Raw genomic sequence first — 26,085 nt, forward strand, 5'->3', positions numbered from 1 at the left:
CTTGGGCGGGCAATCGGCGCTTTAGCGCAGCGCCGGGCAGCGACTGGCGCCGCCGCTGGCCGCCTGGCTGACCAGTTCGGTGAAGCGCTTGAGGTTCTGCTGGTGGGCCAGCACCAGCGCGTCGATGCTGGCGCCTGCCGGGGTCTGGATCACGCTGCGACAGTTGAGCGCCGCGCCGCCGTTGGCGGCCCGCAGACGCCAGCGGGCATCGAACAGGGCGTACTGCCCAGGCACCGAGTCAAAGCGCTGGACTTCCACGCGCAGGCCCAGGCGTGGCTGGGCGCTGCTGCTGGCGAACTGGTTGACCAGGGCGTTGCGCAGCTCGTCGGCGAGGCTTGCGCCCCACCATTCGGTCTCAAGGATCGCCAGGCTGCTGTTGCCCTGACGAATCACCACCTGCGGGCGATCGACCTGCGGCGGCACGCTGACCTGTTCCAGTAGCACATCGGCACTGCTGGCCGCCGCCGGCTGTTGCGGGATCAGCGTGTGGTAGTGGATCGGGTCGCTGCGGCAAGCGGCCAGCACCAAGGCCAGGCTCAACACGGCAATCTTGAAGGCATGCGCCATGGGTGTGCTCCTGCGGTCAGTTGCGCGACGAAGGTTTCAATGCGTCAGCGGGTGCATCCTTGGGTCGGCCGCGCAGCAGCGACTCGGGGTTGCGCCCCAGGTAGTCGGCCAGCTCCCGGAGCGAGCGCGACATGCGCCCCAGCTCGTCGAGGGTCTGGGTCAGTTGCTCGCGTTGCGGCGAATCCTCGGCCAGGGTCGAGTTGGCCGACTGCAGGGTCTTGCTGACCTCCTGCAAGGTGCCCTGGACGCCCGGCAAGGTACGGCTGTTGAACTGCTGCAGGCCCTTGCGCAGTTCCACCAGGTTGGCGTCGAGGTTGTTGGCGATGCGCTCGATCGGCAGGCGGTTGAGCTTCTCGACCATGGCCTGGAACTGCTCCTGCAGTTGCTCCAGGCTACCCGGTACGGTGGGGATGGTAATCGGCCGGGCGCTCGGGTCGAACACCACTTTCGGCGCCTTGGGGTCGAAATCCAGGGCGATGTACAACTGCCCGGTGAGCAGGTTGCCGCTGCGCGCCTGGGCACGCAGGCCGTTGTCGACGAAGGTGCCGAGCAACTGCGCGGCGGCTTTTTCGTCGTCGGGGTCGTGGTTCAGCGCCTTGAGCAGCTTGGTGTGGGCGCGGCCCAGGCGCTGCGGGTAGATGACGATGCCGACATTGACCGGGAAGGTACGCTTGTCGACGTCGAAATCGAGGTTGACCGACACCACCGAGCCGATCTCGACGCCGAGGAACTCCACCGGCGCTCCGACCTTGAGGCCGCGCAGCGCCTGGTCGAAACGCAGGCTCAGGTACTGCGCCTTGCCATGCGGCGGCGCCAGGGCTCGGGCGCGGTCGTCGAACAGTTCGAACTGGCGGTCTTCGGCGGCCACCTGGTCATCGGGGCTGTAGTCGGGGGCGCGAAAGGCAATGCCGCCGACAATCACCGACGACAGCGATTCGGTACGAAAGGCAAAGCCGTTGGCGCCGACCTCGACATCGACGCCGCTGGCGTTCCAGAACCGCGTGTTGTCGGTGACGAAGGCATCGCTGGGCGAGTTGATGAACACCTCGATACTCACCCCTTTGCCGTTCTCGTCGAGGTTATAGGCGACCACCTGGCCGACCGGGATCTTGCGGTAGTAGACCGGCGAACCGACCCCCAGCGAGCCGAGGTCGCTGGCGTGCAGGAAAAAGCGCTTGCCGGGCTCGCCGTAGGTGATCGGCGGCGGCGATTCGAGGCCGACGAAGGCCTTGGCGCGGGTGTGAGATTCGCCGGAATCGGCGCCGATGAAGTCGCCGGACAGCAGGGTGTCGATGCCCGACACGCCGCCGGCGCCGATGCGCGCGCGCACTACCCAGAACTTGGAGTCCTCGCGGGTAAAATTGTCGGCCTGCTTGACCAGCTTGACCGTGGCGGTGACGCTCTTCTGGTCCTTGCTCAACTCCACTGCGGTGACCTGGCCGATCACCACGTTGCGGTACTTGACCGCGGTCTTGTTGGCCTCCAGGCCCTGGCCGGTCTTGAAGGTGATCTCGATGGTCGGGCCTTGCTGCATGACGTTATGGACCACCAGCGACAAGCCCACCAGCACCGCCACCAGCGGCACGATCCACACCAGCGAGATGCTGAAGCGCCGGGTCTTGACCCCGGGCTGGCCGGGTTGGGGGCTGTCTTGGCGGGTATCAGTCATCGGCCTGCTCCTTGTCGTGCTGCCAGATCAGTCTAGGGTCGAAGCTCATTGCCGCAAGCATGGTCAGCACCACCACCATGCCGAAGAACAGAATGCCCGGGCGCGGTTCGATATCGCCCAGGGCCTGAAACTTGACCAGCGCCGCCACCAGGGCGACCACCAGCACATCGAGCATCGACCAGTAGCCGATCAGCTCGACGAAGCGGTACAGGCGCGCCCGTTGCGTCTGCGCCCAGGTGCTGCGGCGCTGCACGGTGATCAGCAGCAGGGCCAGGGCAACGAACTTGGTCGCCGGCACGGCGATGCTGGCGATGAAGATGATCAGGGCGATGTCCCAGGCGCCATGCTCCCAGAACTCCATGACGCCGCTCATGATGGTACTGTCGGCGCCGCTGCCGAACAGCGTGGTGTTCATTACCGGCAGCAGGTTGGCGGGGATATAGAGCACCAGCGAGGCGACCAGGTAGGCCCAGGTGCGGGTCAGCGAATCGGGCTTGTGCGCATGCAGCGGCGCGCCGCAGCGTTCGCATTCGTGCGGCTGATGAGTGTTGTCGCAGGCCATGCCGCAGGCATGGCAGAGCACCAGGTTGAGCTCGGCGGCGCGCGGTGGGCGGCTCATGGCAGCACGTCCCAGAGCTCGCGGATGTCGCGCCCGGCGATGCGCAGAATCAACAGGCTCAGGGCCGCCAGTGCCAGCAGGCCGATGCCCGGCAGCACATCGAGCATGCCGGCCAGCTTGAACACCGCGACCATGGCGCCGAGCAGGCAGACTTCGAGCATGCTCCACGGGCGCAGGGTTTCCAGCCAGCGCATGCACAGGCTGAAGCCCGGGGCGCGGCCGCCGGCCAGGGCAAAGCCGAGCACCCAGATCAACAGCAGCAACTGGAACACCGGGGCGATGATGATCGAAATCGCCGCCACCAGGGCGATAAAGGTGATCGGCCCATTGGCCAGGGCCCGCACCGAGTCCCACAGGGTGGCGCTGTTGTGCAGGCCTTTGAGGCTGATGCTCATGATCGGGTAGAAATTGGCGAACACCCAGAGGATCAACGCGGTGACGCTCAGGGCCAGGCGTTGCTGCACGCTCAGGCCGTTATAGCGCTGCAGCACCGCGCCGCAGCACTGACACAGGGCCTTCTGATGTTTGCCGAGGCTGACTTTCTGGTACACGCAGTCGCAATGTTCGCAGATGATCAACTGATGGGTATCCAGCATGGCGCGCGCTCTGGCTGCGGGCGGGGACTAGCTCAATATAGTCGGCGCTGGCGCGGGGCTTCGGATTTTTTACCCACTGCGGGAGTTGGCTGCACCGGCCTCATCGCGGGTCAAGCCCGCTCCCACAGGTCCGGTGTACACAGTTCCACTGTAGGAGCGGCGGTGCGGCGACCCGACTTGACCCGCGATGAGGCCGGTGCAGCGGCTACCAACCCGGCACCCCGCGCATGTCCGGCAGTTTGTGGGCGATGCCCTTGTGGCAATCGATACAGGTCGCCTGCCCGCTGGCCAGCGAGGTCGAGTGCATGGCTGCGGCGCGTTTGCTCTGGCGGGTGAAATCCATGAACTCGAAGTTGTGGCAGTTGCGACATTCGCGCGAATCGTTGGCCTTGAGCCGCGCCCATTCGTGCTCGGCCAGTTCACGGCGGTGCGCGAGGAATTTGTCGCGGGTGTCGATGGTGCCGAAAATCTTGCCCCAGACTTCCTTGGACGCCTGCATCTTGCGCGCGATCTTGTGTGTCCATTCGTGCGGTACATGGCAATCCGGGCAACTGGCGCGTACCCCGGAGCGGTTGCTGTAGTGAATGGTCTCCTTGAGTTCGACAAAGACGTTGTCGCGCATCTCATGGCAGGAGGTGCAGAACTTCTCGGTGTTGGTCACCTCCAGGGCGGTGTTGAAGCCGCCCCAGAAGATGATCCCGGCGACGAACCCGCCGAGGGTCAGAAAGCCCAGGCTGTAGTAGACACTGGGCCGCCAGAGAATGCCCCAGTATTGCTTGAGTAGCCCGAACAGTGCTCGCATGGCGCCTCCTCAGGGTTTTTGCGCGGCGTTGGCGTCGTCTTGCAGCAGCTTGTCGATGGTTTCGAAGCTGTTGCCCACCAGTGGCTGCACCTCTTTTTGCGGCACATGACACTGGGTGCAGAAGTAGCGCCGTGGCGATACCGCCGCCAACGCCTGGCCGTCACGGTCCATGTAGTGGGTGATGCTGATCATGGTCGCCTGGCTGCGCGCACTGTTGGCGCGGCTGTGGCAGGACAGGCACTTGTTGCCGTTGAGGTCGACCTGATAGCCGCGAATCGTGTGGGGGATGGTCGGCGGCTGGTCGGGGTAATTGCGTTCGCGCTTGAGGTCCTTGTTCTCGTCGTTGGCCAGCGGCGGCGCCGGCAAACTCTGGGTCAGGGTGCCGCCCGGGCGCCGGCCATCGGGGCCGGGGGCATCGAGGGGGTAGTCGACTTCGGCGGCGACCACCAGGCCGATGACCGCGAACAGCAGCAAAGGCAGGCTGCGAATGGGCATGACGGTTCTCCTCAGGCCGCGCTGATCAGCTCGATGCGTATGGCGCATTTCTTGTAATCGGTTTGCTTGGAGATCGGGTCGGTGGCGTCCAGGGTGACTTTGTTGATCAGCTTGTTGGCATCGAAAAACGGCACGAACACCAGGCCGCGCGGTGGCTTGTTGCGCCCGCGGGTTTCGATGCGCGCGCGAATCTCGCCGCGCCGGCTGATCAGTTTCACTTCACTGCCGCGCCGTGCATTCAGGGCCTTGGCATCGTCAGGGTGCATGTACACCAGGGCATCGGGCACTGCTTTGTACAACTCTTCAACGCGCTGGGTCATGCTCCCGGTGTGCCAATGCTCCAGCACCCGGCCGGTACTCAGCCAGAACGGGTAGTCGGCATCCGGTGCTTCGGCCGGCGGCTCGTAGGGCAGGGCGAAGATGATCGCCTTCTTGTCCGGGTAACCGTAAAACTGCACTTCACTGCCTTTCTCCACGTACGGGTCGAGGCCTTCGCGGTAGCGCCAGCGGGTTTCCTGGCCGTCGACCACCGGCCAGCGCAGGCCGCGCTCGCTGTGGTAGCGATCAAATGCGGCCAGGTCGTGACCATGGCCCCGGCCGAACTGTGCGTACTCTTCGAACAAGCCCTTTTGCGGGTAGAAGCCAAAGGCCTTGGCTTCATCGTTGTGGTAACCGGCTTGCAGCTGCTCGACCGGGAACTGGTCGACCTGACCATTTTTGTACAGCACTTCGAACAGGGTCTTGCCTTTGTACTCGGGGGCCTTGGCCAGCAACTCGGCAGGCCAGACCTCTTCGGTGGTGAAGCGCTTGGAAAACTCCATCAATTGCCACAGGTCTGAACGTGCTTCGCCCGGGGCGGTCACCAACTGATGCCAGAACTGGGTGCGGCGCTCGGCATTGCCATAGGCGCCTTCCTTTTCTACCCACATGGCGCTGGGCAGGATCAGGTCGGCAGCCTGGGCCGACACCGTGGGGTAAACGTCCGAGACAATCACGAAATTGTCCGGCTTGCGCCAGCCCGGCAGCACTTCCTGCATGATATTGGGCCCGGCGTGCATGTTATTGCTGGCCTGGGTCCAGTAGACGTTGAGCACCCCGTCCTTGAGCATGCGGCTCTGTTGCACGGCATGAAAGCCGACTTTCTCCTGGATAGTGCCGGCGGGCAGCTTCCAGATTTTTTCGGCGCTGGCGCGGTGCTTGGGGTTGGTCACCACCAGGTCGGCCGGCAAGCGGTGCGAGAAGGTCCCGACTTCGCGGGCGGTGCCACAGGCCGAGGGCTGGCCGGTGAGCGAGAAGGGGCTGTTGCCCGGCTCGCTGATCTTGCCGGTGAGCAGGTGGATGTTGTAGATCAGGTTGTTGGCCCACACCCCGCGGGTATGCTGGTTGAAGCCCATGGTCCAGAACGACACCACCTTGCGCTTGGGGTCGGCATACAGCTCGGCCAGCGCCTTGAGGCGCTCTTGCGGCACGCCCGATTCGGTGGCTGCGCGCTCAAGGGTGTAGGGCCGCACAAAGGCGGCGAACTGCTCGAAATCGATGTCGCTCCAGGTGTTGGCCTTGTCGGCGTTCCTGGCCTTGGCTTCGCGTGGATCGTCGGCGCGCAGGCCGTAGCCGATGTCATCGGCGCCGAGGGCGAAGCGTGTGTGCTTGCTGATGAAGTCCTTGTTCACCGCGCCGCTTTCGATGATGTGGTTGGCGATGTAGTTGAGGATCAGCAGGTCGGTTTGCGGCTTGAACACCATGGGAATGTCGGCCAGGTCGAAGCTGCGGTGTTCGAAGGTCGACAGCACCGCAACCTTGACCTGCGGCTGGCTCAGGCGCCGGTCGGTGACCCGGCTCCAGAGGATCGGGTGCATTTCGGCCATGTTCGAGCCCCACAGCACAAAGGCATCGGTGGCCTCGATGTCGTCGTAGCAGCCCATGGGTTCATCCATGCCGAAGGTGCGCATGAAGCCCATCACCGCCGAAGCCATGCAGTGGCGGGCATTGGGGTCGATGTTGTTGCTGCGAAAGCCGGCCTTCATCAGTTTGTTGGCGGCGTAGCCTTCCCACACCGTCCATTGCCCGGAGCCAAACATACCGATCGATTCCGGGCCTTTTTTGTGCAGCGCTTGCTTGTACTTTTCGGCCATGATGTCGAAGGCTTTTTCCCAGCTGATCGGCTGGAATTCGCCCTGCTTGTGGTACTGGCCGTTGCGCATGCGCAGCAGCGGTTGGGTCAGGCGGTCATTGCCATACATGATTTTCGACAGGAAATAGCCTTTGACGCAGTTCAGGCCGCGATTGACCTCGGCTTTGACGTCGCCGTGGGTGGCCACCACGCGGTTGTCGCGCGTCGCCACCATGACGCTGCAACCGGTGCCGCAAAAGCGGCAGGGCGCCTTGTTCCAGTTCAGGGTCACCAGGTCGGCTTCGGTCACCAGGTTGCTGGCGCTGGTGAAGATCGGCAGGCCCGCCGCGGCGGCGGCAATGGCGGCGGCCTGGGCCTTGGCAAATTCACGGCGGGTCATGCTCATGGTGAGTCTCCTTCTGGGGCGAGGAGTTCGTGGTAAATCAGCGCGGCATTGAGCACCCCGGGCAGGTTGTTGATCTGCTCGATGCGCTGCAGGATCTGCTGTTCATGGTGGGCTTCGAGCACCACCACCAGCTTGCCGGCGGGGCTGTGCTGATGCAGTTCGAGGTTGTCGAGCAGCAGCAGGTTGGCCTTCACCGCCTCGAACAGTTCGGGGCGGGCATGTACCACCAGGCTGGCAATGTGCAGAACGTCGTCCATGGGCGGGCTCCGGCAGTCTCGGCTAGCCGTTGGGAGGGCCGGGTGGGCCATACAGCAACTGGAAAAACCAGACGAGAAAACCGTAGCCGCCAACGATGGCGACCGACATCAAGGGGAACAGGCAGACGATCAGAAACAGGAACAGCAGCGTTTCTCTTCTGCGGGCGATTTTCTGTTCTTCAGCCAATGACATGGAGCGGCCTCCTGTCGAGCGTGAACTGAGCCTAGATCAGCGTGCTCTGCCCACGCCGGCTGGCGCGACCAACGGTCAACACGGCCTTGAAAACACTACAGGTGAACTACACTGCTGGCACGGACCCCCTGGCTGCGGTGGAAAGCGAACATGCTTGATTACTTCGCGTTGGGTATTTTGATTTTTGTCGGCCTGGTGCTGTTCTACGGGATCATCGTCCTGCACGACATTCCCTATGAAATCGCCGTACACCGCAACCACCCGCACCAGGATGCGATCCACGCCACCGGCTGGGTCAGCTTGTTCACCCTGCATGCGCTGTGGCCGTTCCTGTGGATCTGGGCAATGCTCTACCGCGAAGATCGCGGTTGGGGCTTTCGCGATGGCAAGTCGCCGCAAAACCATGTGGTGCGCCTTGAACAACAGGTCGCCGAACTGCAGCAACGCATCGCCCGCCTCGAAGGCGTGGCTCCCGCCGAGCCTGCGCCCGGCCACGACGATGGCAACGGAGGGCTCTGAGCATGGACTTGCTGCTGATCCTCACCTACGCGGCCATTTGCGTGGCGATCTTCAAGCTGTTTCGCATCCCCCTGAACAAGTGGACAGTGCCCACGGCGGTGCTGGGGGGCATCGTGATGATCGGCGCGCTGATCTTCACCATGAACTACAACCACCCGTATTCGGAAGTGGCGCGTTCCTACTTCGTCTCGGTGCCGGTGATCCCGGCGGTTACCGGCCAGGTGATCGAGGTGCCGGTCAAAGGCAACCAGCCGCTGGAGAAGGGCGATGTGCTGTTTCGCATCGATCCGGCGCCGTTCGAGTACCGGGTGCGCTCGCTCAAGGCGCAGATCGTTGCGGCGCGGGGCGATCTGTACCGCATCAACGAACTGATCAAGCGCAACTTCGGTACCCGCCGCGAGCAGGAAGCGGCCATCGCCCAGGTCGATGACCTGCAGGCGCAACTGGACAACGCCCAGTTCGAACTCGATAGCACCGTGGTGCGGGCGCCGAGCAAGGGTTACGTCACCCATGTGTCGCTGCGCACCGGGATGCGCGCGAGTGCCTTGCCGCTGCGCCCATCGATGGTGTTCATTCCCCAGGAAGGCCAGTACTTTGCTGCCTGGATGCGCCAGAACAGCCTGCTGCGCCTGGTGCCCGGGGATGAGGCGGAAGTGGCCTTCGACGGCATTCCGGGCAAGGTCTTTCATGGCAAGGTCAAGAACGTCATCGCGGTGATCGCCGAGGGCCAGGTGCAGCCGTCCGGCACCCTGATCGGCTACACCGGTTCACCGCCACCCGGGCGGGTGCCGGTCATCATTGAAATCGACGACCCGGCGTACGCCCAGTACAGCGCGCAGATGCCCGGCGGTGCCTATGGCCAGGCGGCGCTGTACAGCAAGCACTTTCCGCACATCGCCACCATGCGCAAGATCCTCCTGCGCATGGCGGCGTGGATGAACTACATCTTCCCGTTCCACTAGTGGAGTACAAATGTACTCCGCGCCGGGTTCACGCCTGCGGCCGGGTCGGTAGATACGGCAGCAGGCGCTCGGTTTCCTTTCTGACCACCGCGTAGCACTCGCAACTCAACTGCTCCAGGCGCGCCCGATCAAGGACCTTGATATGCCCGCGGCTGTACTCGATCACGCCCAGGCGCTGCAGCTTGCCGGCGGCATCGGTGACGCCTTCGCGGCGCACCCCGAGCATGTTGGCGATCAGCTCCTGGGTCATGGTCAGCTGGTTGCCTTTGAGCCGATCCAGCGACAACAGCAGCCAGCGGCACAGTTGCTGGTCAATCGAGTGATGACGATTGCACACCGCGGTCTGCGCCATCTGCGTGATCAGCGCCTGGGTGTAGCGCAGCATCAGCACCAGCAGCTCGCCGTGGCGGTTGAATTCGTCTTTCAGGCGCTGGCCGGGCAGGCGGTAGGCGTGGCCGGCGCTCTGCACGATGGCGCGGCTCGGGGTGCTTTCGCCGCCCATGAATACGGCAACGCCGATCAGGCCTTCGTTACCGACCACGGAGATCTCCGCCGAGGCGCCGTTTTCCATCACGTACAGCAGCGAGACGATGGCGTTGGTCGGGAAGTAGACGTGACGCAAGGCATCGCCAGACTCATAAAGCACCTTGCCCAGCGGCAGGGCGATCAGTTCCAGGTGCACCAGCAGGCGCTCCAGCGCGGTTGTCGGCAGGGCCGCCAGCAGGTGATTGTCCTGTGGCCTGACCTGTGGCTTGGGTGATGCGGGCATACGGAGCCACCGATGGCAGACGAGAGCTGTCTGGCCTCAGGGTACTCCTATCCGCGCAGGCTAGGGGAGGCTGGCAGTGGCCGGCAGGCAATGCGCGCTGATCTGGTGGGTTTGACCGTCATCCACGAGCCTGACCACGCCGTCGGCCAGGGGCTGGCCATCCAGGCTCAGGCTCAACGCGCCCGCGCCCGCATGGCGCACCTCGATGCGGTAGCGGCTGGCGCCATAGCGATAGTGCAGCACGTAGCCCGGCCATTCGGCCGGCAGCAGCGGTTGCAGGCTCAAGGTCTCGCCGCTGCGCTGCAAGCCCAGCAGTGACTCGACGATCAGCCGGTACATCCAGCCGGCGGCGCCGGTGTACCAGCTCCAGCCGCCGCGCCCGGCATGGGGCGGCGCGCCATAGACATCGGCGGCCATCACGTACGGCTCGACCTTGTAGGTGTCGATACGCTCGGCGCTGCCCTGGCGCAACGGGTTGATCAGGCGCAGCAGTTCCCAGGCCCTGGCGCCGTCGCCCAGGCGGGCAAAGGCCATGCTCGCCCAGACGGCGGCATGGCTGTACTGGCCGCCGTTCTCACGCACGCCGGGCACGTAGCCCTTGATGTAGCCAGGGTCCAGGCTGCCCTGGTCAAAGGGTGGATCAAGCAGCTTGACGATACCGATGTCGCGGCGCACCAGGTAACGGTCCAGCGCCTCCATGGCCAGGCGGCCCCGTTCAGGGGCGGCGGCGCCCGAGAGCACTGCCCAGCTCTGGGCGATGGAGTCGATGCGGCATTCTTCATTGCTCGCCGAACCCAGCACCTGGCCGTCATCGAAATAGGCGCGGCGGTACCAACCGCCGTCCCAGCCATGGGCTTGGAGATTGCCACGCAGGGTGGCGGCGCGCCTGTTGCAGTCCTCGGCGAACGGGCCGTCACCCTGGCGCTGGGCGGTGCGGGCGAACTGCTGCAGCACCTCGACGCCGAAAAAGCCCAGCCACACACTTTCGCCCAGGCCCTGTTCGCCGACGCGGTTCATGCCGTCGTTCCAGTCGCCGCTGCCCATCAGCGGCAGGCCATGCACGCCGCACTGCAGGCCGTGTTGCAGCGCCCGCTGGCAATGCTGGTAGAGGTTCTCGGTGAGTGCCGAACGGTTCGGCAGGTCGTAGTAGGACTCCTCGCCAGGGTTCAGCGCGCGGCCTTCGATATAGCCGACCTGTTCATCGAGCACGCCGAGGTCGCCGGTCACCTGCACATAGCGGCTGGTGGCCAGGGGCAGCCAGAGCATGTCGTCGGCGCAACGGGTGCGCACGCCGCGCTGCAGCGGCGGGTGCCACCAATGCTGGACGTCGCCTTCGCGGTACTGATGGCTGGCACACAGCAGCAGGTGCTGGCGCGCCGCGGCCGGGTCAGCGTGGATCATCGCCATGCTGTCCTGCAACTGGTCGCGGAATCCGAAGGCGCCACCGGACTGGTAAAAACCACTGCGCGCCCAGAAGCGGCAGGCAATCACCTGGTACATCAACCAGCCATTGACCAGTACATTCAGGGCCGGCTCCGGGGTTTCGATGCGGATGGCGCCGAGGACTTCGCGCCAGTGCGCGCGCACCCGTTCCAGTTCGATCGCTGCCGCGCGCAGCCCACGGTACTGCTGCACCCGGCGGGTGGCGGCGGTGGCGTCGTGCTCGGCGCCGAGGCGGAACACCACTTCCTGGCTTTCACCGTCGGCCAGTTCCAGCGCCACCTGCAGCGCTGCGCAAGGGTCCAGGCCACCGCCGCTGCGCCCGGAAAGCCGCGCCCGGCCCATGGCTGCCGGCGCGCCAAGATTGCCGTTGCGGCCAATGAACTCCAGGCGGTCGCAACTGAGGCTGCGGTCGGCCAGGTCGCTGTCGAGGAACGCCACCCGCGCGGAAAACTCGATGGAGTAGGCATTGCGCGCAAACAGCGCGCCACTGAACGGGTCGGCCTCACTGACCACGTGCATGGCCGTCTTGCTGCGCAGGTCGCCCAGCACCCATTCCACATAGCTGGTTACCGACAACCGGCGCGGCCGGCCCGAGGTGTTGCGCAGCTTCAGGCGCGAGAACTTCACCGGCGCATCGAGGGCGACGAATACCCACAGCTCGCTGTGCAGGCCGTCCTCGTCATGCTCGAAGACGCTGTAGCCAAAGCCGTGGCGGGTGCGGTAGCTGCCCTGGCCAGGGCACGGCTGCGGGGTTGGCGACCAGTAGCGGCCGCTGTCTTCGTCGCGCAGGTACAGGGCCTCGCCGCTGGGGTCGCTGACCGGGTCGTTGTGCCAGGGCGTCAGGCGAAACTCATGGGCATTGTCGCCAAAGGTGTAGGCGCCACCGCTTTCGCTGATCACCGAGCCGAACTGCGGGTTGGCCAGCACGTTGACCCAGGGCGCCGGCGTCGGCTGCCCCGGGCGGTGATTGATGATGTACTCGCTGCCATCGGCGCTGAAACCGCCGTAGGGGTTTTCCATCAGCAGCCCTGGCTGCACGCTAGGCCCCGGCCGTACCGGCGCCTGCACCAGGCTGCCGGGGTTGGCTTCGAAGCGCGCCAAGGCGTGCTCACTGCGCCGTTGCTGTACCTGTTCGGAGAGGCTGCCACGGCTGTCGCTGAGCACCAGGCGGGCGACGCTGAGCATCAGCGTGCGGTCTTCGCTGGACAACTGCTGGGCCGGGCGCACGAAGATCCCGCCCGGGCGGTCGAGCAGCGCCGCTTCGCTGCCCGAGGTCACCAGGCCCATGATCAGCTCCTGCAGTTGCTGGCGGTAGCCGGCCTGGTCTTCGTTCCAGATCACCAGGTCCAGGCTCAGGCCTTTCTGCCGCCAGTAGGCATGGGCTTGGACCATCTGGCGCACCAGTTCAATGTTGGCCGGGTCGCTGATTTGCACCAGCACGATCGGCAGGTCGCCGGAAATCGCCTGGCCCCAGAGCCCGGACTGGTTACGCCGATTGCTTGTCAGCACTGCGCTTTCGCTGCGCAGCGACGGGTTGGCATAGATCACCGAGGCGGCCATCTGCTCGAACAGCCGCGCATCGGCCAGGGACGCGTTGAGCTGGCGCAGCAGCACCTGGCTGTGGGTCCAGGCCAGGTCAAAGACCCGGTCTGCCAGGTGCCGGTCGCGGTACTTGTGGATCTGCTGCAGGCAGCTTTCGCGGCTTGGGGCGATGCCGGTGACCAGGTCGATGGTCGCACTCTGCCCGGGATCAAGGCTTATCCGGCAGCGAATGGCGACGATCGGGTCGAGCACCGCCCCGGCGCTGTCGGACAACCGCTCAACCTCAGGCAGCAACGCCGCCGGGGCCTTGAGCGTGCGGCCACGGCCGATGAAGCGGGCACGGTCGGTTTCGTACGAGAGCGCTTCGATGTCCACACCATGGGCGGCCAGCAGGTGGCACAGCCATGGCACCGGTTCTTGCTGCGAACGTGGCCGGCGGCTACAGACAATGGCCTGCAGCGGGCGCAGCAGCTCGGTCTGCACGAACAGCTTGCTGAACGCCGGGTGCAGGGCATCGCTGATCGCCGGGGCCAGCACCACCTCGGCGTAGCTGGTCAGCTCCAGTTGGCGGCGCTGGCGGCCATGGTTGGTCAGGTGCAGGCGGCGCAGTTCGACATCGTCCTCGGGCGAGACGATGATTTCAGTGTGGCAGTCGATGTCGCGTTCGCGCAGGCGAAATTCGGCCCGCGCGTCACTGAAGATCGCCTCCTGGCTTTGTGGCCGGTACAGGGTCGGCTGGTGCGCCGTGGACCAGAACGCACCGCTGGCAACATCGCGCAGGTAGCAGAAGATGCCCAGGCTATCGCTGGCGATATCCTCGTGCCAGCGGGTCACGGCCAGGTCGTTGCAACGGCTGTAACCGGCGCCGGCATTGTTGACCATCACGTGGTAACGGCCGTTGGACAGCAGTTGCACGGCCGGGCAGCGCCGGTTGGGCTCGGTGAACACCCGCAACTGTTGCTCGCCTGCGCTGGCGTCTTCGCTGACCGGGGCCTGGGCGGCGTGCAGGTAGGCGGCGGCAGTCTTCGGCACGCGCTCCTGCAGCAGCAGAGCGCTGGCCTGGAACTGCGGGTCGGACTCGAAACGCCGCTGCATCGGGCGATCGAGCAGCAATGAGGTCAGGGCAAGCAGGCTCATGCCCTGGTGGTGGGCCATGAACGACTTGATCACCACCGCCTCCTGCCCGGGCGGCAGCCGTGCTTCGCTGTAGTCCACCGCCTCATAAAGCCCGAAGCGCCCGGCAACCCCCTGTGCGGCCAGGCGCTGGAGGTTGGCGCAGGCCGCCGCGGGCGCCACCAGCAGCGCCAGGGCACTGGCATAGGGCGCTACCACCCGGTCTTCGCCCAAGCCGCGCTTCAGACCCAGGCCGGGCACGCCGAAGGCCCGGTACTGGTAGTTGAAGTGGGTATCGAGGCTGTTGTAGGCCGACTCCGACACCCCCAGGGGATGCCCAGCTGGTTGCCGTAGGCGATCTGCCGGTTGACCGCCGCGCGGCAGGACTGCTCCAGCAGCGTGCCCGGGTAGGAGGGCATCACCAGCATCGGCATCAGGTACTCGAACATCGACCCCGACCACGACAACAATACCGGCTCACCGGCATTGCTGGTGAGCAGGCGGCCAAGGGCGAACCAGCTGTCCTGAGGCACCTGGCCCTGGGCAATGACGACGAAGTTGGTCAGGCGCATTTCCGAGGCCAGCAGGTCGTAGAAGGCGCTGTCCAGGCGTTGTTCGTCGACGTTGTAGCCGATCACGAAAAGGTCGCGCTGCAGATCGTAGAGAAAGCGGAAATCCATGTTGGCCAGGGCGCCAGCCTGTTCGGCCAGGTGCGCCGCGCTGCCGATACGCTCGCGAGCGAGGTTGCGCACGGCATTAACCCGCGCGCGCTCGGCTGCCGGCCAGCGCTGGGCGTCGAGCTGCGCCAGTTGCCGCCAGCTTAGCGGTAGCTGCGCTGCCGGGTCGTCGCCAGCAGGCAGCTCGAAGGCGCGCAATTCATCGAGCAGGTCCTGGCAGTGCTCCTGCAGCGCAGCGCGCCAGAAGGCGCAATCGCCGCTGGGCTCGGCTGGCGACAGCGGGCAGTCGAGCAGCTGTTGCAGCAGCGCCGGCAGTTGCTGCGGTGCTTGGTTGATCTCGAGCTCGGCGCGCAGCACCTGCCATTGCTCATCGGCAATGCCCGCTGCCTTGTAGGCTTGCAGCAGCACATCGAGGCTGTCCAACAGCCCCTGGCGCAGGCGCCCATCGAGCAGCGGCGCATCGCCCAGGGCCAGCAAGCCGGGGCGCAAGGTCAGCAGCAGGCCGGCGAGGTTGCCGCTGTCCACCGTCGATACATACAGGGGGTGCAGCGCCAAGCCGCTGCGGGTGTCGTACCAGTTGTAAAAGTGCTGCTGGTGACGCTCCAGGCTGTGCATGCTCTGTAGCATCGCTGCCAGGCGCTGCAGCAGGCGCGCGCTGCCCAGGTAGCCGAAGTCATGGGCGGCCAGGTGGGCAAGCAGGGCCATGCCCATGTTGGTCGGCGAGGTGCGGTGGGCGACGTTGGCGTAAGGCGCTTGCTGGATGTTGTCCGGTGGCAGCCAGCGATCTTCGGCATTGACGTACTGGTTGAAAAAAGCCCAGTTACGCCGGGCCAGCAAGCGCAGAAACTGCACGCCCTGGAGCGAGATGGCCTGGCTGGCGCCGCTGTCGGCGCGGCTGACCCACCAGGCCAGGGCCGGGCCAGCCAGCCACAGCAGCAAAAACGGTGCGGCGAGGGCGAGCAGGCCCGGCGTTGGCGCCAGCACGGCGATCAGCGCCAGGGCCAGTACCGGCGCGACCCACAGGGTGCGATACAGCCCCGCCAGGCTGTTGACGCTGGTGCGCTCGACCTCCCGCGACGGGCTCCATTGCAACAAGCGCCGTTTGCTCACCAGCATGCGCCACAGCGTGCGGGCAATCGCATCCAGGCTGTAATGGGCCTCGAACGGCAACCAGGCCAGGTTGAAAGTGGCGCGTATGCCGTGCTGGGCGGCGCCGTGCAGCACCGCCAGCAGGTGCTCGGCCAGCGGCACGTCGGTGGTTTTGCCCAGCAGCGCGAGCAAGCTGTCCAGCAGCGGCTGAGTCAGCAGCAGGGCGACCACGGCCAGGGTCCACAGCCCCGGTTGCGGGGCAATCAACCAGGCGCACAGCAGCACACCAAGGAACGCCGCCGGCTCCAGGCTGCGGCGCAGGTTGTCGAACAGCTTCCAGCGCGCCAGGGCGCTGAGGTGGTTGCTTTGCAAGCCGCTACAGCACGGCGCCCAGGGCAGCAGCCACGGCAGCAGTTGCCAGTCGCCGCGAATCCAGCGGTGCCGGCGCTTGACGTCGGCGCTGTAGCGGGCCGGGTATTCCTCGAACAATTGCACATCGCTGAGCAGCCCGGAATGGGCGTAACAGCCTTCGATCAGGTCATGGCTGAGGATGCGGTTCTCGGCAAAGCGGCCGTCCAGCGCCTGTTCGAAGGCATCGACCGCGTAAATGCCTTTGCCGATGAACGAGCCGTGCAGGAACAGGTCCTGATACACATCGGACACCGCGCGGGTGTACGGGTCGACCCCGGCATCGCTGCCGAACAGCCGCGCATAGCGCGAACGGGCGGCGCTGGGCAGGCTGATGCCGACCCGCGGTTGCAATATGGCGTAGCCGCGATGGATCCGCCCGTGGGCGTCGAAGTGCGGCTGATTGAGCGGGTGCTGCATGGCGCCGATGAACTGGCGGGCAGCATCGCGGGGCAACTGAGTGTCGGTGTCCAGGGTGATGACATAGCGCACTCCTGGCAACGCCGCGATATCGCCGACGATCAGCGCAAAGCGCTCAACGCCGTGCCCGCGCAGCAGCGCATTGAGCTCGGCCAGCTTGCCGCGCTTGCGCTCGTAACCCATCCAGGCGCGTTCGGCGGGGTTCCAGCGCCGCGGCCGGTGCAACAGCAAAAACCGCTCGCCAAGCAACGCCGGGTACTTGCGGTTCAAAGCGCCAATGCGCTCGCTGGCCTCGGTCAGCAGGCCGGCGTCCTGCTCCTGCACCTCGACCGGGCTATCCATGAAGTCGGTGAGCAGGGCGAAGTACAGCTGCTCGTCGCGGTTGGCGAGAAAACGCACCTCAAGCCCTTCGACCAGTTCCTCGACATCGGCACTGCTGGCCATCAGCGTCGGCACCACCACCAGGGTGCGGGCCTCGGCCGGCAGCCCTTCGCGGTAGTCCAGGCGCGGCAGCTGGCATGGCGCAACAGTGAGGGTCACCAGCCAGTTGATCAGGCCGATGGCCAGGCGGCTGGTCATCAGCAGCAGCGCCACGGCCAGCAGTGCCAGGCCCCAACCGGGCCAACCGGCCCGATGGCCGTCGAGCAGAAAGGGCCAGGCAAAGCCCAGCGACAGCAGCGCTACCGGGGTTAAAAAAAACGCCAGCGGCGCGCGGTGCAACAGCCGCTGCCAGCGTTGGGCCAGCGGCACACCGGCGCCCAGGTGGCGCTCCAGTTGCTCAAGGCCCGGGCCGATCAGGTAGAAGCCGACATGCCCGGCGACATCCGCTGCCGGCGGCGGTTGGCCGCGCTGCTGGGCGAGCGCGATGGCCTGTTGCGCGACCTGTTCCTCGCTGTGCCGGCAATGCCGCGCCAGGCGCTCGATGACGTGGCGGTAGTGATCGCGGCTGGCGAAGTCCATGTGCGCGTAGGCGCCTGCGGGGTCGTTGCGCAGCTGGCGCTCGACGTGGCTCAGGCGCTCGACGAAGGCCCGCCAGTCGCTGGTCGAGAGCAACCGCAGGCTGGCAATGCTGTTGCTGATCGACACCTGGTCGGCGGCCTGTTGCTGGGCATCCAGGTGCACCAGGCGCTCGATGGTCAGGCCGGATTCGGCCAGCAGTTGCTCGATCCAGGTCAACGGCTGGATCAGGGTTGCGCTCTGGCCCTGCAGCCTGCGGGTAAGTTCGGCAACGAAGGCGGCGGTCATCGGCGGTTCGGAGCGGGCCATGTCGGCCACCACCAGCACCACGCTTTTGGCGTCGCGCTCGGCGGTTTCGCTGAGACGGTCGGCCCAGTCATTGGCCAGGTTGCGGTCAGCCCAGCTGGCCATGACCCGCGCAGCGATGCGCCGCAGGTTCTCGATCAGGGCCAGGCGCAGCATGATCGGAATCGCCCACAACTCACCCAGGGTCAGCGCGGTGACGCTCTGGTAGGCCTCGACGAAGCGGCTCAGGCTTTCGTCGTCGACCCGCCCATCACCGTGGCTGATGGTTTCCAGGGCGATGTCGTAGACCCTCGGCAAGCCGGTCGACGGGCCGTTGCCCAGGCGCGGCAACTGGCGGCTGTAGCCTTTGGGCAAGTGGGTCTTGGCCAGGCGGATATGGGCTTCGACCAGGTAGTAGTTGTCCAGTAGCCATTCGGCGGCGGGGGTCACTCGCCGGCTGCTGGGCTGGGCGTCGATGAAGCGTGCGCAACTGCTGGCCAGGACCCGTTCATTGTCGGCCAGGCGTGCTAAAAGGCCATCGGCACGGGGCGTCGGGTCCAGCCGGTGCTGGCGGGCGAGCAGGGTGCCATGGCTGGCCATTTGTTCGGCGCTCAGCAGCTCCGCGCGCAGCAGCGCCTCGTAGCCGAAAGTACGCGGTGCGGATCGCCATGAAAGGCGCTTGAGCAGCATCAGGGCACGGGGCCAGGGCTTGTCCATGATGTCCTTGTATGGGCTGAGGCTGACAGCTGCAGTGTGCCGCGCTGGCGGTGGCGGGTCTGTACGCTAGCGAACAGAGCGCTTGGTCCATTGCGCTCAGGCTGAGGTGTACAACTCGGTCACCGGCTCCTGGGGCTTGCAGGCCGGGGTGCGTAGCGAAGGGACGAAAATCTCGTTGATCAAATGCTGACGGTGGCGGTCTGAGGCTTTGAGGGCTGCGCTGCAGCCCATCGCTGGCAAGCCAGAGGAAGAGCCCCTTGAAGATCGCCACCTTCAACATCAACGGCATTCGCGCGCGGCTGCCCAATCTGCTCGACTGGCTGCAGCGCGAGCAGCCCGATGTGGTCTGCCTGCAGGAACTCAAGGCCGCCGATGCTGCGTTTCCGGCCGCCGATTTCGAGGCCCTTGGCTATGGCTCGCTGCACCACGGCCAGGCCTCGTGGAATGGCGTGGCGATTCTTGCCCGCGAGGCCCAGCCGCTGGAGATCCGCCGCGGCCTGCCGGGCCTTGAGGACGACAGCCAGAGCCGCTACCTGGAGGCCGCCGTACAGGGCATTCATATCGCCTGCCTGTACCTGCCCAACGGCAACCCGCAACCGGGGCCGAAGTTCGCCTACAAGCTGGCCTGGTTCGAGCGGCTGATCGACCATGCCAAGACCCTGGTCGGCAACGATCACCCGGTGTTGCTGGCCGGCGACTTCAATGTCGTGCCCACCGATTTCGACATCTACAACACCCGCTCCTGGCTCAAGGACGCCTTGCTCCAGCCCGAGAGCCGCGACTGCTACCAGCGCCTGCTGGCCCAGGGCTGGACCGATGCCATCCGCCACCTGTACCCGGATGAGCGGGTCTACACCTTCTGGGACTACTTTCGCCAGCACTGGCAGAAAAACGCCGGCCTGCGTATCGATCACCTGCTGCTCAACCCGGCCCTGGCCACGCAGCTGAAAAACGCCGGGGTCGATGCCTGGGTGCGCAACGAAGCGCACGCCAGCGATCATGCGCCGGTGTGGATCGAGCTCAAGGCCCCGGCGTGAGCCTGCGTACAACGGCCCTCGGGATTGAGTGCAGCTAGCGACTACATATGCAGTTACGAATACTGCGGTGCAAAGCGCTCTCGCGCACTAAGCTTTTAGCCCTTGAGTGCAGGCTTTATCAGGAGGTGTGCCATGCCCACCCGTCGCCACTTTCTTGCCGCCAGTGCCACCCTGGCCGCCGGGCTGGCCCTCACTGGCTTGCCCTTGGCCCAGGCCAGCAGCGCAATGCTCACCCGCAAGATCCCGTCCACGGGTGAGGCGCTGCCAGTGATCGGTGCCGGTACGTCTGGCAGTTTCGAGGTCGAGGCGGGTTCGCCTGATTACCAGCAGCTCAAGCAAGTGCTCAAGGTGTTTTTCAATGGTGGCGGCCGGGTTATCGACACCTCGCCCAACTACGGCGGCGCCGACGCCATCCTTGGCCAGCTGCTGGAGGAGGGCGGCTGGCGGGACAAAACCTTTATCGCCACCAAGATCGCCGCCGACAGCCGCGCCGACGCCGAATCGCAGTGGGCCGGGACCCTGCAAAAGCTGCGCACCGACAAGGTCGACCTGCTGCAAATTCACAACCTGCGCGACTGGCAACGCCAGTTGCCCTATGCCCGCGAGCTCAAAGCCCAGGGCCTGACCCGCTATGTCGGCGTGACCCACTACATTGACAGTGGCCTGGAAGCGCTTGAGCAAATTCTGCGCAGTGAAGCCCTGGACTTCATCCAGATCCACTACTCGGTCAATTCGCCCAAGGCTGCGCGCACCGTGCTGCCCCTGGCCCAGGACAAAGGCGTGGCGGTGTTGATCAACCGCGCCTTCGACGATGGCCGGCTGTTTGCCAAGGTCAAGGGCCAGGCGCTGCCCGGCTGGGCGACCGAGGCGGGGATCGGTAGCTGGGCGCAGTTGTTTCTCAAGTTCGCCATCAGCCACCCGGCGGTGACCACGGTGATCCCGGCCACCAGCCGCCCAGACCGCCAGCTTGACCAGCTCAAGGCCGGTAGCGGGCCACTGCTCACCAGCGCGCAGCAACAAGACCTGATCAAGCAGTTCGCCTGAAGCCATGAAACGCTTGGGCACCCGCGTGTTCAACGTCAGGCCTGGCGAGGCACCGGCGGTGGTTGCCGGTTTGGCGCTGTTCTTTTTGCTGTTCGCCGGTTACTTCATGCTGCGCCCGGTGCGCGAAACCATGGGCGTGGCCGGTGGCGTGGACAACCTGCAGTGGCTGTTCACCGGGACCTTTGTCGTCACCCTGATCGCCTTGCCGCTGTTCGGCTGGCTGGCCTCGAAAGTACAGCGCCGGCGCATCCTGCCCTGGACCTACGCGTTCATGGCCAGCAACCTGTTGTTGTTTGCGGCCTTGTTCGCCGTGCAACCCGATAACCTCTGGGGCGCACGGGCGTTCTATATCTGGTTGTCGATGTTCAACCTGTTGACCATCTCCCTGGCCTGGAGCGTGCTCGCCGACCTGTTCTCCAGCGAGCAGGCCAAGCGCCTGTTCGGCCTGCTGGCGGCGGGGGCGAGCGGCGGTGGCTTGCTCGGGCCATTGCTCGGGACGTTGCTGGTGGGCCTGATCGGCCATGCCGGGCTGGTGCTGCTGGCCACGGTGTGCCTGCTCGCCAGTGTGGTGGCGGCCATGTACCTGCAGCACTGGCGCGACCTGTACCCGCTGCCGGCGCAAACCGAGCATCCGCGTTCACAGGCGTTGGGCGGCAACCCCTTTGCCGGTGCCAGCGAGGTGTTGCGTTCGCCCTACCTGCTGGGTATAGCGCTGTTCGTGGTGCTGCTGGCCAGCGTCAGCACCTTCTTGTATTTCGAGCAGGCGCGGCTGGTGGCCGCGCACTTCACCAGCCGTACCGAACAGACCCAGGTGTTCGGCCTGATCGACAGCGCCGTGCAGGCCCTGGCGATCCTCACCCAGCTGTTTGTCACCGGGCATGTCGCCCGCAAGCTCGGGGTCGGGGTGTTGCTGGTGGCGGTGCCGCTGGTGATGGTGCTGGGGTTCATCTGGCTGGCCCTGGCGCCGCTGTTTGCCGTGTTCGTGCTGGTCATGGTGGTGCGCCGGGTGGGCGAGTACGCGCTGGTGCGGCCGGGACGCGAAATGCTCTACACCGTGGTTGAGCCCGGGCACAAGTACAAGGCCAAGAACTTTACCGACACCGTGGTTTATCGCGGTGCCGATGCCGTGAGTGGCTGGCTCAAGCGCGGCCTGGATGTGATGGGCGATCATCCGCAGTTGGCGATGCTCATCGGCGCGGGGATTGCCCTGGGCTGGGCAGGCAGCGGCTGGTGGCTGGGGCGTCAGCAGCGCCGGCGCGAGGATCAGCCGGGCCATGTTTAACTGCTGCGCACCCCGCGCAACTGCGCGGCAAGCTCGGCATTGATCGCCACCAGCTTGGCAATGTTCTGCCGGGCCTTGAGCAGTTCGCTGTTGAGGTACTCGGCTTCGTTGGTCATCAGGACCACCTGATGCTTCCACATTTCCACCAGGGTCGGTGAATCCGGTGCGGCGAAGTCTTCTTCGTAGTCGGTCATCATGGTTACTCGTTGTTGCTGTATGCATATACAGTAATCCATGTTTACAACCTTTTTCCAGTCCAGCCGACAAACTGCAGGTGCCTGTGGCATTGTTCGCTAACCTTTTTCCGACCGGGACGGACATGAGCGAGCAGCGTGGCGCCCAGCGGCACATCAGCCTGGACCTGCTCAAGTGGCTGGCGATCATCAGCATGATCGCCGATCACCTGCGTTTTATCTGGCCGGCCGAGCATTGGCTGTTTGTCGTCGGCCGCCTGGCGTTCCCCTGGTTTTGCCTGGCGATTGCCGCCAACGTGGCCCGCGCCCCACCCGGGCAGGCCTTTACCGCGGGCACGGCGCGCTACCTGCAAGGGCTGGTGATTTTTGCCGTGCTGTCGCAGTGGCCGTATCGCTGGCTCAACGGCCCGTCGCCGACGCTCAACATCATGCCGACCCTGGCGCTGGGCCTGTTGATTGCCTGGGGCCTGCACCATCACCGTCGGCGCAGCAGTGTGTGGGTTGCCCTGGCAACAGCTGTGGTGGCGACGCTGGCAGCCGACGGGTTGATGTACGGGCTGGCCGGGGTGCTGCTGCCGGCGGCATTCCTGCTGGCCCTGCGCCTGGGGCCGCTAGCGTGGCTGCTACCTGCAGGCCTGGCGGTGGCGGCCAACCTGAGCAACCTCTGGCTGCGCGCCCATCCGCTGCAGGCCATTTCAGTCATGGCCCTGGGCGCCGCATTGCTGTCGGCCCCGCTCGGCCTCGGGCTGTTGCGCCTGCAGCTGCAACGTCAGGTATGGCGCGTCGGGCGCTGGGGCTACTGGTTCTATCCGCTGCATCTGTTGCTGATCAAACTCATTACCATCATTGACTATACTTGAGCTTCAGGTACTGGCTCACCGGTCGAAGTCGCGCGGACCCAGGTGTATCGATCAGTGAGGGCTTGATTCGGGCCCCAGGTGTCGCAGCATGATGGAAGTTCACTGGGGCTACTTGCTGTTGGCGGCGATGCTGATCGCCTCGGTCGGGGTACTGGCCTGGGGCGCGGCGTTGGCCCGGCGCCGACGGCGCGAAGAGCGCATCGCCCGCGAGCACGAGCGCGACAATCAGCGCTAAGGGTGCCAGCAGCGTAGGTCAGATGGACAACCGTGATGAACCCGCACCTCAGTGAGATCGACCCGCAAACCATGCTCGGCAATCGCCGGCTGTTGTATTTCGAGGATGACGGCGCGACCCCCAACAGCCGCTTGCCGGTGCTGCTCTATCATCTTCGGCTCGCGCCGCAGAGCGATGCCGCGGCGGGCTTCGAAGCCTTGTTCCGCGCCCATCAATGGCCACCCTTGTGGCGTGCGGGCATCTTTGCCTACCAGCATTATCACTCCAACGCCCACGAAGCCCTGGGCGTTGCCTGCGGGCACGCCCAGGTGATGCTCGGCGGTGCGCAGGGCCAGCTCCTGGGGCTCAAGCGCGGCGATGTGCTGGTGCTGCCGGCCGGTACCGGGCACTGCTGCATCGACAGCAGCGAGGACTTTCTGGTGGTCGGCGCTTACCCGCTGGGCCAGCAGGGCTACGATATCCAGCGCCCCAGCGCCAAGACCCATGAGGCGTGCCAGGCGCGCATCGCCCAGGTGCCGTTACCTTGCCAGGACCCGGTGATCGGCGCCGGCGGCTGGCTGGCGTCGGCCTGGCATGTGCTTGCTGATCCGGCGTAGCGGCCCTGTAGGTGATGATGTTTTGCGTGATAAATCCGAGGCAGCCGTGGCTACGGCTGCTGGCGAATTTAAAACGCTAGTCGCGTTGCAGCCAGGCGATATCCTGCGCCTGGTAACGGTGCGCACGGAAGATCGCATTGTTTTCACCCGGCAGGTAAGCCTGTGAGGCGGCGTCCGGGTAGGCGGCAAAGTGCGGGTTGATGTATTCCCAGACCACCTCGCCGGCGCGGGTGACCTCGAACAGGCGGCCGAAGTTGGCCTCGGTGATCAGCGTGTTGCCGTTGTGCAAACGCTGGGCGCCGCCCATGAACGGGGTGAAGAAGGCGTAGCCTGGGGTATCGGCATATTGCCATTCGATGCGCTGGCGCACGGGGTCGATCTCGATCACCCGCGAATGCGGCATCGACACCTGCGGGCGCGAGATGCCGTTGTCGAACACCAGGATACGGCCGTCCGCCAGCTCGCTGGGGCAATGCTGCTGCGCCACCAGGTCATGGCCCAGGCGCCAGAGTACGCGGTCGCTGGCTTTGTCGACGGCGATTACCGAGGATACGCTGCGCAGGCTGAGGATGACCTTGCCGTCGCGCCCCGGCGTCACGCTGTTGGTCATCGGCCAGTGATAACGCTCGAAACAGGCGTGCAGCGGGTAGTCTTCCGGGGCCAGGTGTTCCCAGCTGCGCCATTGCCAGAGCAGGTTGCCGGCGCGATCGACTTCCTTGACCACATCACCGTAGATCACCCCGCCGGGCGCTTCGCTGCCGGGGATACCGCCTTGCACGCGGCGGGCGATGTCCAGCGGCAACGGCTCGGCGGTGGTGTACAGCAGGTTGCCGTTGGCCAGCCACTGGGCGTCGTGATGATGGCCGAGGTCGGTGTGCTGCCAGAGCACTTCGCCCTCGGGCGTTACCTCGCTGAAGGCGCCGCCGTGCCACACCGACCAGCCGGGGAACAGCTCGGGCGAATCCGGGTGATTGCCGTTGTAGCCAAGGTTGCCGTTGGCGAGGATCACCGCGTCGCGGCCGGGGCGCTGGGGCAGTTGCCAGCGGTGCACTTCTTCGCCGTGCAGGTCGATCAAAAACACCTTGCCGCCGGCGGTTTGCGGGGCAAACAGGGTGTAGCCGCCGGCCGAACGTTCGGCGTCGACGGCCAGCAGGCCGGTGGCCTGGCGGCGCAAGGTGGTGCTATCGAGGGTGGGCATCACATTTCTCCAGATGAACGCCGCCCTGCCGGCGTTTGCGGCATGGCGACAAGGGCAGGGGGGGTTAGGGCAGCAGGGGGTTGTAGCGGTCGTCGAAGGCCTCGGCGACCTTGATCGGCCGCGGAACCAACCGTGCCTGGGCAAAGCTGTCGGCCAGGCGTTGCTGCAGGCCGATGACCCGGGCGTCCAGGGCCACGTACTGCAAGTGCTGCTGGGCAAGCATGTCGCGCACCAGCCCCAGGGGCAGGCGGGTAACCCTGGCCAATTGTTGCGCCCAGGCTTCGGGGTTGGCCGTGGTCCAGGCCTGGGCGCGGGCCAGGCGCTGGACGAAATCACCCAGCGCCTCGGCTTTGTGCGGATCGTCGAGGGCGGCGAGGCTTGCCACGGTAAAGTTCAGCCCGGTTTCCGGCCACTGGCTGCCGTCCAGCAGTTTTTGCGCACCGCGCGCGGTGGCCTGGCCGACAAAGGGGTACCACACCGCCCAGGCATCGAGCTTGCCGCTGGCAAAGGCGTTCTGCGCATCCACCGGGCTTGCATAGACCACGTTGACGTCACTGAGCTGCAGCCCGGCGCGGGCGAGGGTGGCCAGCAGCAGGTAGTGGCCGCTGCTGCCTTTGGCCACGGCAATGCGCTTGCCCTTGAGGTCGGCCGCCTGGCGAATTGGCGAGTCCGCCTGCACCAGCAGCGCGTTGTTGTTCTGTGCACCTTCGGCCGCGGCGACCACGCGCACCGCAAAGCCGCCGGCCTGGGCAAACACCGGTGGCGCGTTACCGACTACACCCACGTCGATGGCAGCGGCATTGAGCGCTTCCATCAGCGCGGTGCCGGCGCCGAACGGGTGCCAGTCGAGGCGGTAGGCAAGCCCCTGGTCTTGGCCGGCGGCCACCAGCAGCGCCTGGGTCAGGCCGCTCTGGTCGCCGACTTCAAGTTCCGGCGCGGGCGCGGCCCAGACCTGCAAGGTGGCCAGCAGGCTGGTCAGCAACACAAGGTGCTTGGCAGTGAAGGACTTTCTCGGCATCGTCTG

At 65.6% G+C, this 26,085-nt stretch carries 21 protein-coding genes and 1 pseudogene; 8 read left to right on the top strand and 14 right to left on the bottom strand.

Features of this window, described 5'->3' with window-relative positions; all coding sequences use genetic code 11:
• Window positions 1-21: 21 nt before the first annotated feature.
• The 9 genes from LOY22_RS12525 to napE form a co-directional block, all read right to left on the bottom strand.
• Complete coding sequence (locus tag LOY22_RS12525) at window positions 22-567, bottom strand: membrane integrity-associated transporter subunit PqiC (RefSeq protein WP_093383183.1); 546 nt, start codon at window positions 565-567, stop codon at window positions 22-24.
• 16 nt (window positions 568-583) lie between these two features.
• Window positions 584-2,236, bottom strand: coding sequence for an intermembrane transport protein PqiB (locus LOY22_RS12530; RefSeq protein WP_258597658.1), 1,653 nt, complete (start codon window positions 2,234-2,236; stop codon window positions 584-586).
• Complete coding sequence (locus LOY22_RS12535) at window positions 2,229-2,855, bottom strand: paraquat-inducible protein A (RefSeq protein WP_045198835.1); 627 nt, start codon at window positions 2,853-2,855, stop codon at window positions 2,229-2,231. Before LOY22_RS12535 ends, LOY22_RS12530 begins: the two co-directional genes overlap by 8 nt.
• Window positions 2,852-3,451 carry a paraquat-inducible protein A gene (locus LOY22_RS12540; protein ID WP_093383177.1) on the bottom strand — a complete coding sequence of 200 codons (600 nt, stop codon included), beginning with the start codon at window positions 3,449-3,451 and terminating at the stop codon, window positions 2,852-2,854. Before LOY22_RS12540 ends, LOY22_RS12535 begins: the two co-directional genes overlap by 4 nt.
• 205 nt (window positions 3,452-3,656) lie before the next feature.
• Complete coding sequence (locus LOY22_RS12545) at window positions 3,657-4,253, bottom strand: cytochrome c3 family protein (protein WP_045198838.1); 597 nt, start codon at window positions 4,251-4,253, stop codon at window positions 3,657-3,659.
• A gap of 9 nt (window positions 4,254-4,262) precedes the next feature.
• A complete protein-coding gene (locus LOY22_RS12550) occupies window positions 4,263-4,748 on the bottom strand; it encodes a nitrate reductase cytochrome c-type subunit (RefSeq protein ID WP_093383174.1) in 486 nt (161 codons plus the stop codon).
• Between the two features lie 11 nt (window positions 4,749-4,759).
• On the bottom strand, window positions 4,760-7,264 hold the full coding sequence (gene napA, locus LOY22_RS12555) for a nitrate reductase catalytic subunit NapA (protein ID WP_258597659.1): 2,505 nt from the start codon (window positions 7,262-7,264) through the stop codon (window positions 4,760-4,762).
• On the bottom strand, window positions 7,261-7,521 hold the full coding sequence (locus tag LOY22_RS12560; RefSeq protein WP_045198844.1) for a chaperone NapD: 261 nt from the start codon (window positions 7,519-7,521) through the stop codon (window positions 7,261-7,263). The genes napA and LOY22_RS12560 overlap by 4 nt, the downstream gene beginning before the upstream one ends.
• A 22-nt stretch (window positions 7,522-7,543) precedes the next feature.
• Window positions 7,544-7,714 (bottom strand): periplasmic nitrate reductase, NapE protein, encoded by a 171-nt coding sequence (napE, locus tag LOY22_RS12565; RefSeq protein WP_093383168.1) that lies wholly within the window; start codon window positions 7,712-7,714, stop codon window positions 7,544-7,546.
• 150 nt (window positions 7,715-7,864) lie between these two features.
• Between napE and LOY22_RS12570 the strand changes: the two genes are divergently transcribed.
• Both LOY22_RS12570 and LOY22_RS12575 read left to right on the top strand, forming a co-directional pair.
• Complete coding sequence (locus LOY22_RS12570; protein WP_093383165.1) at window positions 7,865-8,233, top strand: DUF3302 domain-containing protein; 369 nt, start codon at window positions 7,865-7,867, stop codon at window positions 8,231-8,233.
• Between the two features lie 2 nt (window positions 8,234-8,235).
• Window positions 8,236-9,195 (top strand): HlyD family secretion protein, encoded by a 960-nt coding sequence (locus LOY22_RS12575; RefSeq protein WP_045198850.1) that lies wholly within the window; start codon window positions 8,236-8,238, stop codon window positions 9,193-9,195.
• A 28-nt stretch (window positions 9,196-9,223) separates the two neighbouring features.
• Here LOY22_RS12575 and LOY22_RS12580 read toward each other — a convergent pair whose 3' ends face one another.
• Entirely contained in the window at window positions 9,224-9,964 is a 741-nt protein-coding gene (locus LOY22_RS12580) for a Crp/Fnr family transcriptional regulator (protein WP_093383161.1), read from the bottom strand.
• Between the two features lie 60 nt (window positions 9,965-10,024).
• Window positions 10,025-18,615 (bottom strand): annotated as a pseudogene (locus tag LOY22_RS12585) (GH36-type glycosyl hydrolase domain-containing protein).
• A 257-nt stretch (window positions 18,616-18,872) separates the two neighbouring features.
• Between LOY22_RS12585 and xth the strand changes: the two are divergent.
• The 3 genes from xth to LOY22_RS12600 all read left to right on the top strand — a co-directional run bounded on the left by xth (window position 18,873) and on the right by LOY22_RS12600 (window position 21,978).
• Complete coding sequence (gene xth, locus LOY22_RS12590; RefSeq protein ID WP_093383155.1) at window positions 18,873-19,652, top strand: exodeoxyribonuclease III; 780 nt, start codon at window positions 18,873-18,875, stop codon at window positions 19,650-19,652.
• 132 nt (window positions 19,653-19,784) lie between these two features.
• Window positions 19,785-20,696, top strand: coding sequence for an aldo/keto reductase (locus LOY22_RS12595; RefSeq protein WP_213601347.1), 912 nt, complete (start codon window positions 19,785-19,787; stop codon window positions 20,694-20,696).
• A 4-nt stretch (window positions 20,697-20,700) separates the two neighbouring features.
• A complete protein-coding gene (locus tag LOY22_RS12600; protein WP_093383149.1) occupies window positions 20,701-21,978 on the top strand; it encodes an NTP/NDP exchange transporter in 1,278 nt (425 codons plus the stop codon).
• On the opposite strand, the gene LOY22_RS12605 is transcribed toward LOY22_RS12600, so the two are convergent.
• On the bottom strand, window positions 21,975-22,175 hold the full coding sequence (locus tag LOY22_RS12605) for a hypothetical protein (RefSeq protein WP_045198863.1): 201 nt from the start codon (window positions 22,173-22,175) through the stop codon (window positions 21,975-21,977). The genes LOY22_RS12600 and LOY22_RS12605 overlap by 4 nt on opposite strands.
• Window positions 22,176-22,297: 122 nt before the next feature.
• Here LOY22_RS12605 and LOY22_RS12610 point away from each other — a divergent pair, with 122 nt between their 5' ends.
• From LOY22_RS12610 to LOY22_RS12620, 3 genes are all read left to right on the top strand, one after another.
• Window positions 22,298-23,032: a TraX family protein gene (locus tag LOY22_RS12610; RefSeq protein ID WP_213601346.1), complete on the top strand. Its 735-nt coding sequence runs from the start codon at window positions 22,298-22,300 to the stop codon at window positions 23,030-23,032.
• An 88-nt stretch (window positions 23,033-23,120) separates the two neighbouring features.
• Window positions 23,121-23,267 carry a hypothetical protein gene (locus LOY22_RS12615; protein ID WP_156160215.1) on the top strand — a complete coding sequence of 49 codons (147 nt, stop codon included), beginning with the start codon at window positions 23,121-23,123 and terminating at the stop codon, window positions 23,265-23,267.
• A 35-nt stretch (window positions 23,268-23,302) separates the two neighbouring features.
• Window positions 23,303-23,863 carry a cupin domain-containing protein gene (locus tag LOY22_RS12620; protein WP_093383143.1) on the top strand — a complete coding sequence of 187 codons (561 nt, stop codon included), beginning with the start codon at window positions 23,303-23,305 and terminating at the stop codon, window positions 23,861-23,863.
• A 76-nt stretch (window positions 23,864-23,939) separates the two neighbouring features.
• Here the strand turns inward: LOY22_RS12620 and LOY22_RS12625 are convergent, their stop codons facing one another.
• Together LOY22_RS12625 and LOY22_RS12630 are read right to left on the bottom strand one after the other, a co-directional pair.
• The gene (locus LOY22_RS12625; RefSeq protein WP_213601345.1) at window positions 23,940-25,061 is read right to left on the bottom strand and encodes an aryl-sulfate sulfotransferase; all 1,122 of its coding nucleotides are present in this window, start codon (window positions 25,059-25,061) and stop codon (window positions 23,940-23,942) included.
• A 64-nt stretch (window positions 25,062-25,125) separates the two neighbouring features.
• A complete protein-coding gene (locus LOY22_RS12630; protein ID WP_258597661.1) occupies window positions 25,126-26,079 on the bottom strand; it encodes an ABC transporter substrate-binding protein in 954 nt (317 codons plus the stop codon).
• Window positions 26,080-26,085 lie beyond the last annotated feature (6 nt).

It is taken from the genome of Pseudomonas sp. B21-035 (genome assembly GCF_024748945.1).
GTDB lineage: Bacteria > Pseudomonadota > Gammaproteobacteria > Pseudomonadales > Pseudomonadaceae > Aquipseudomonas.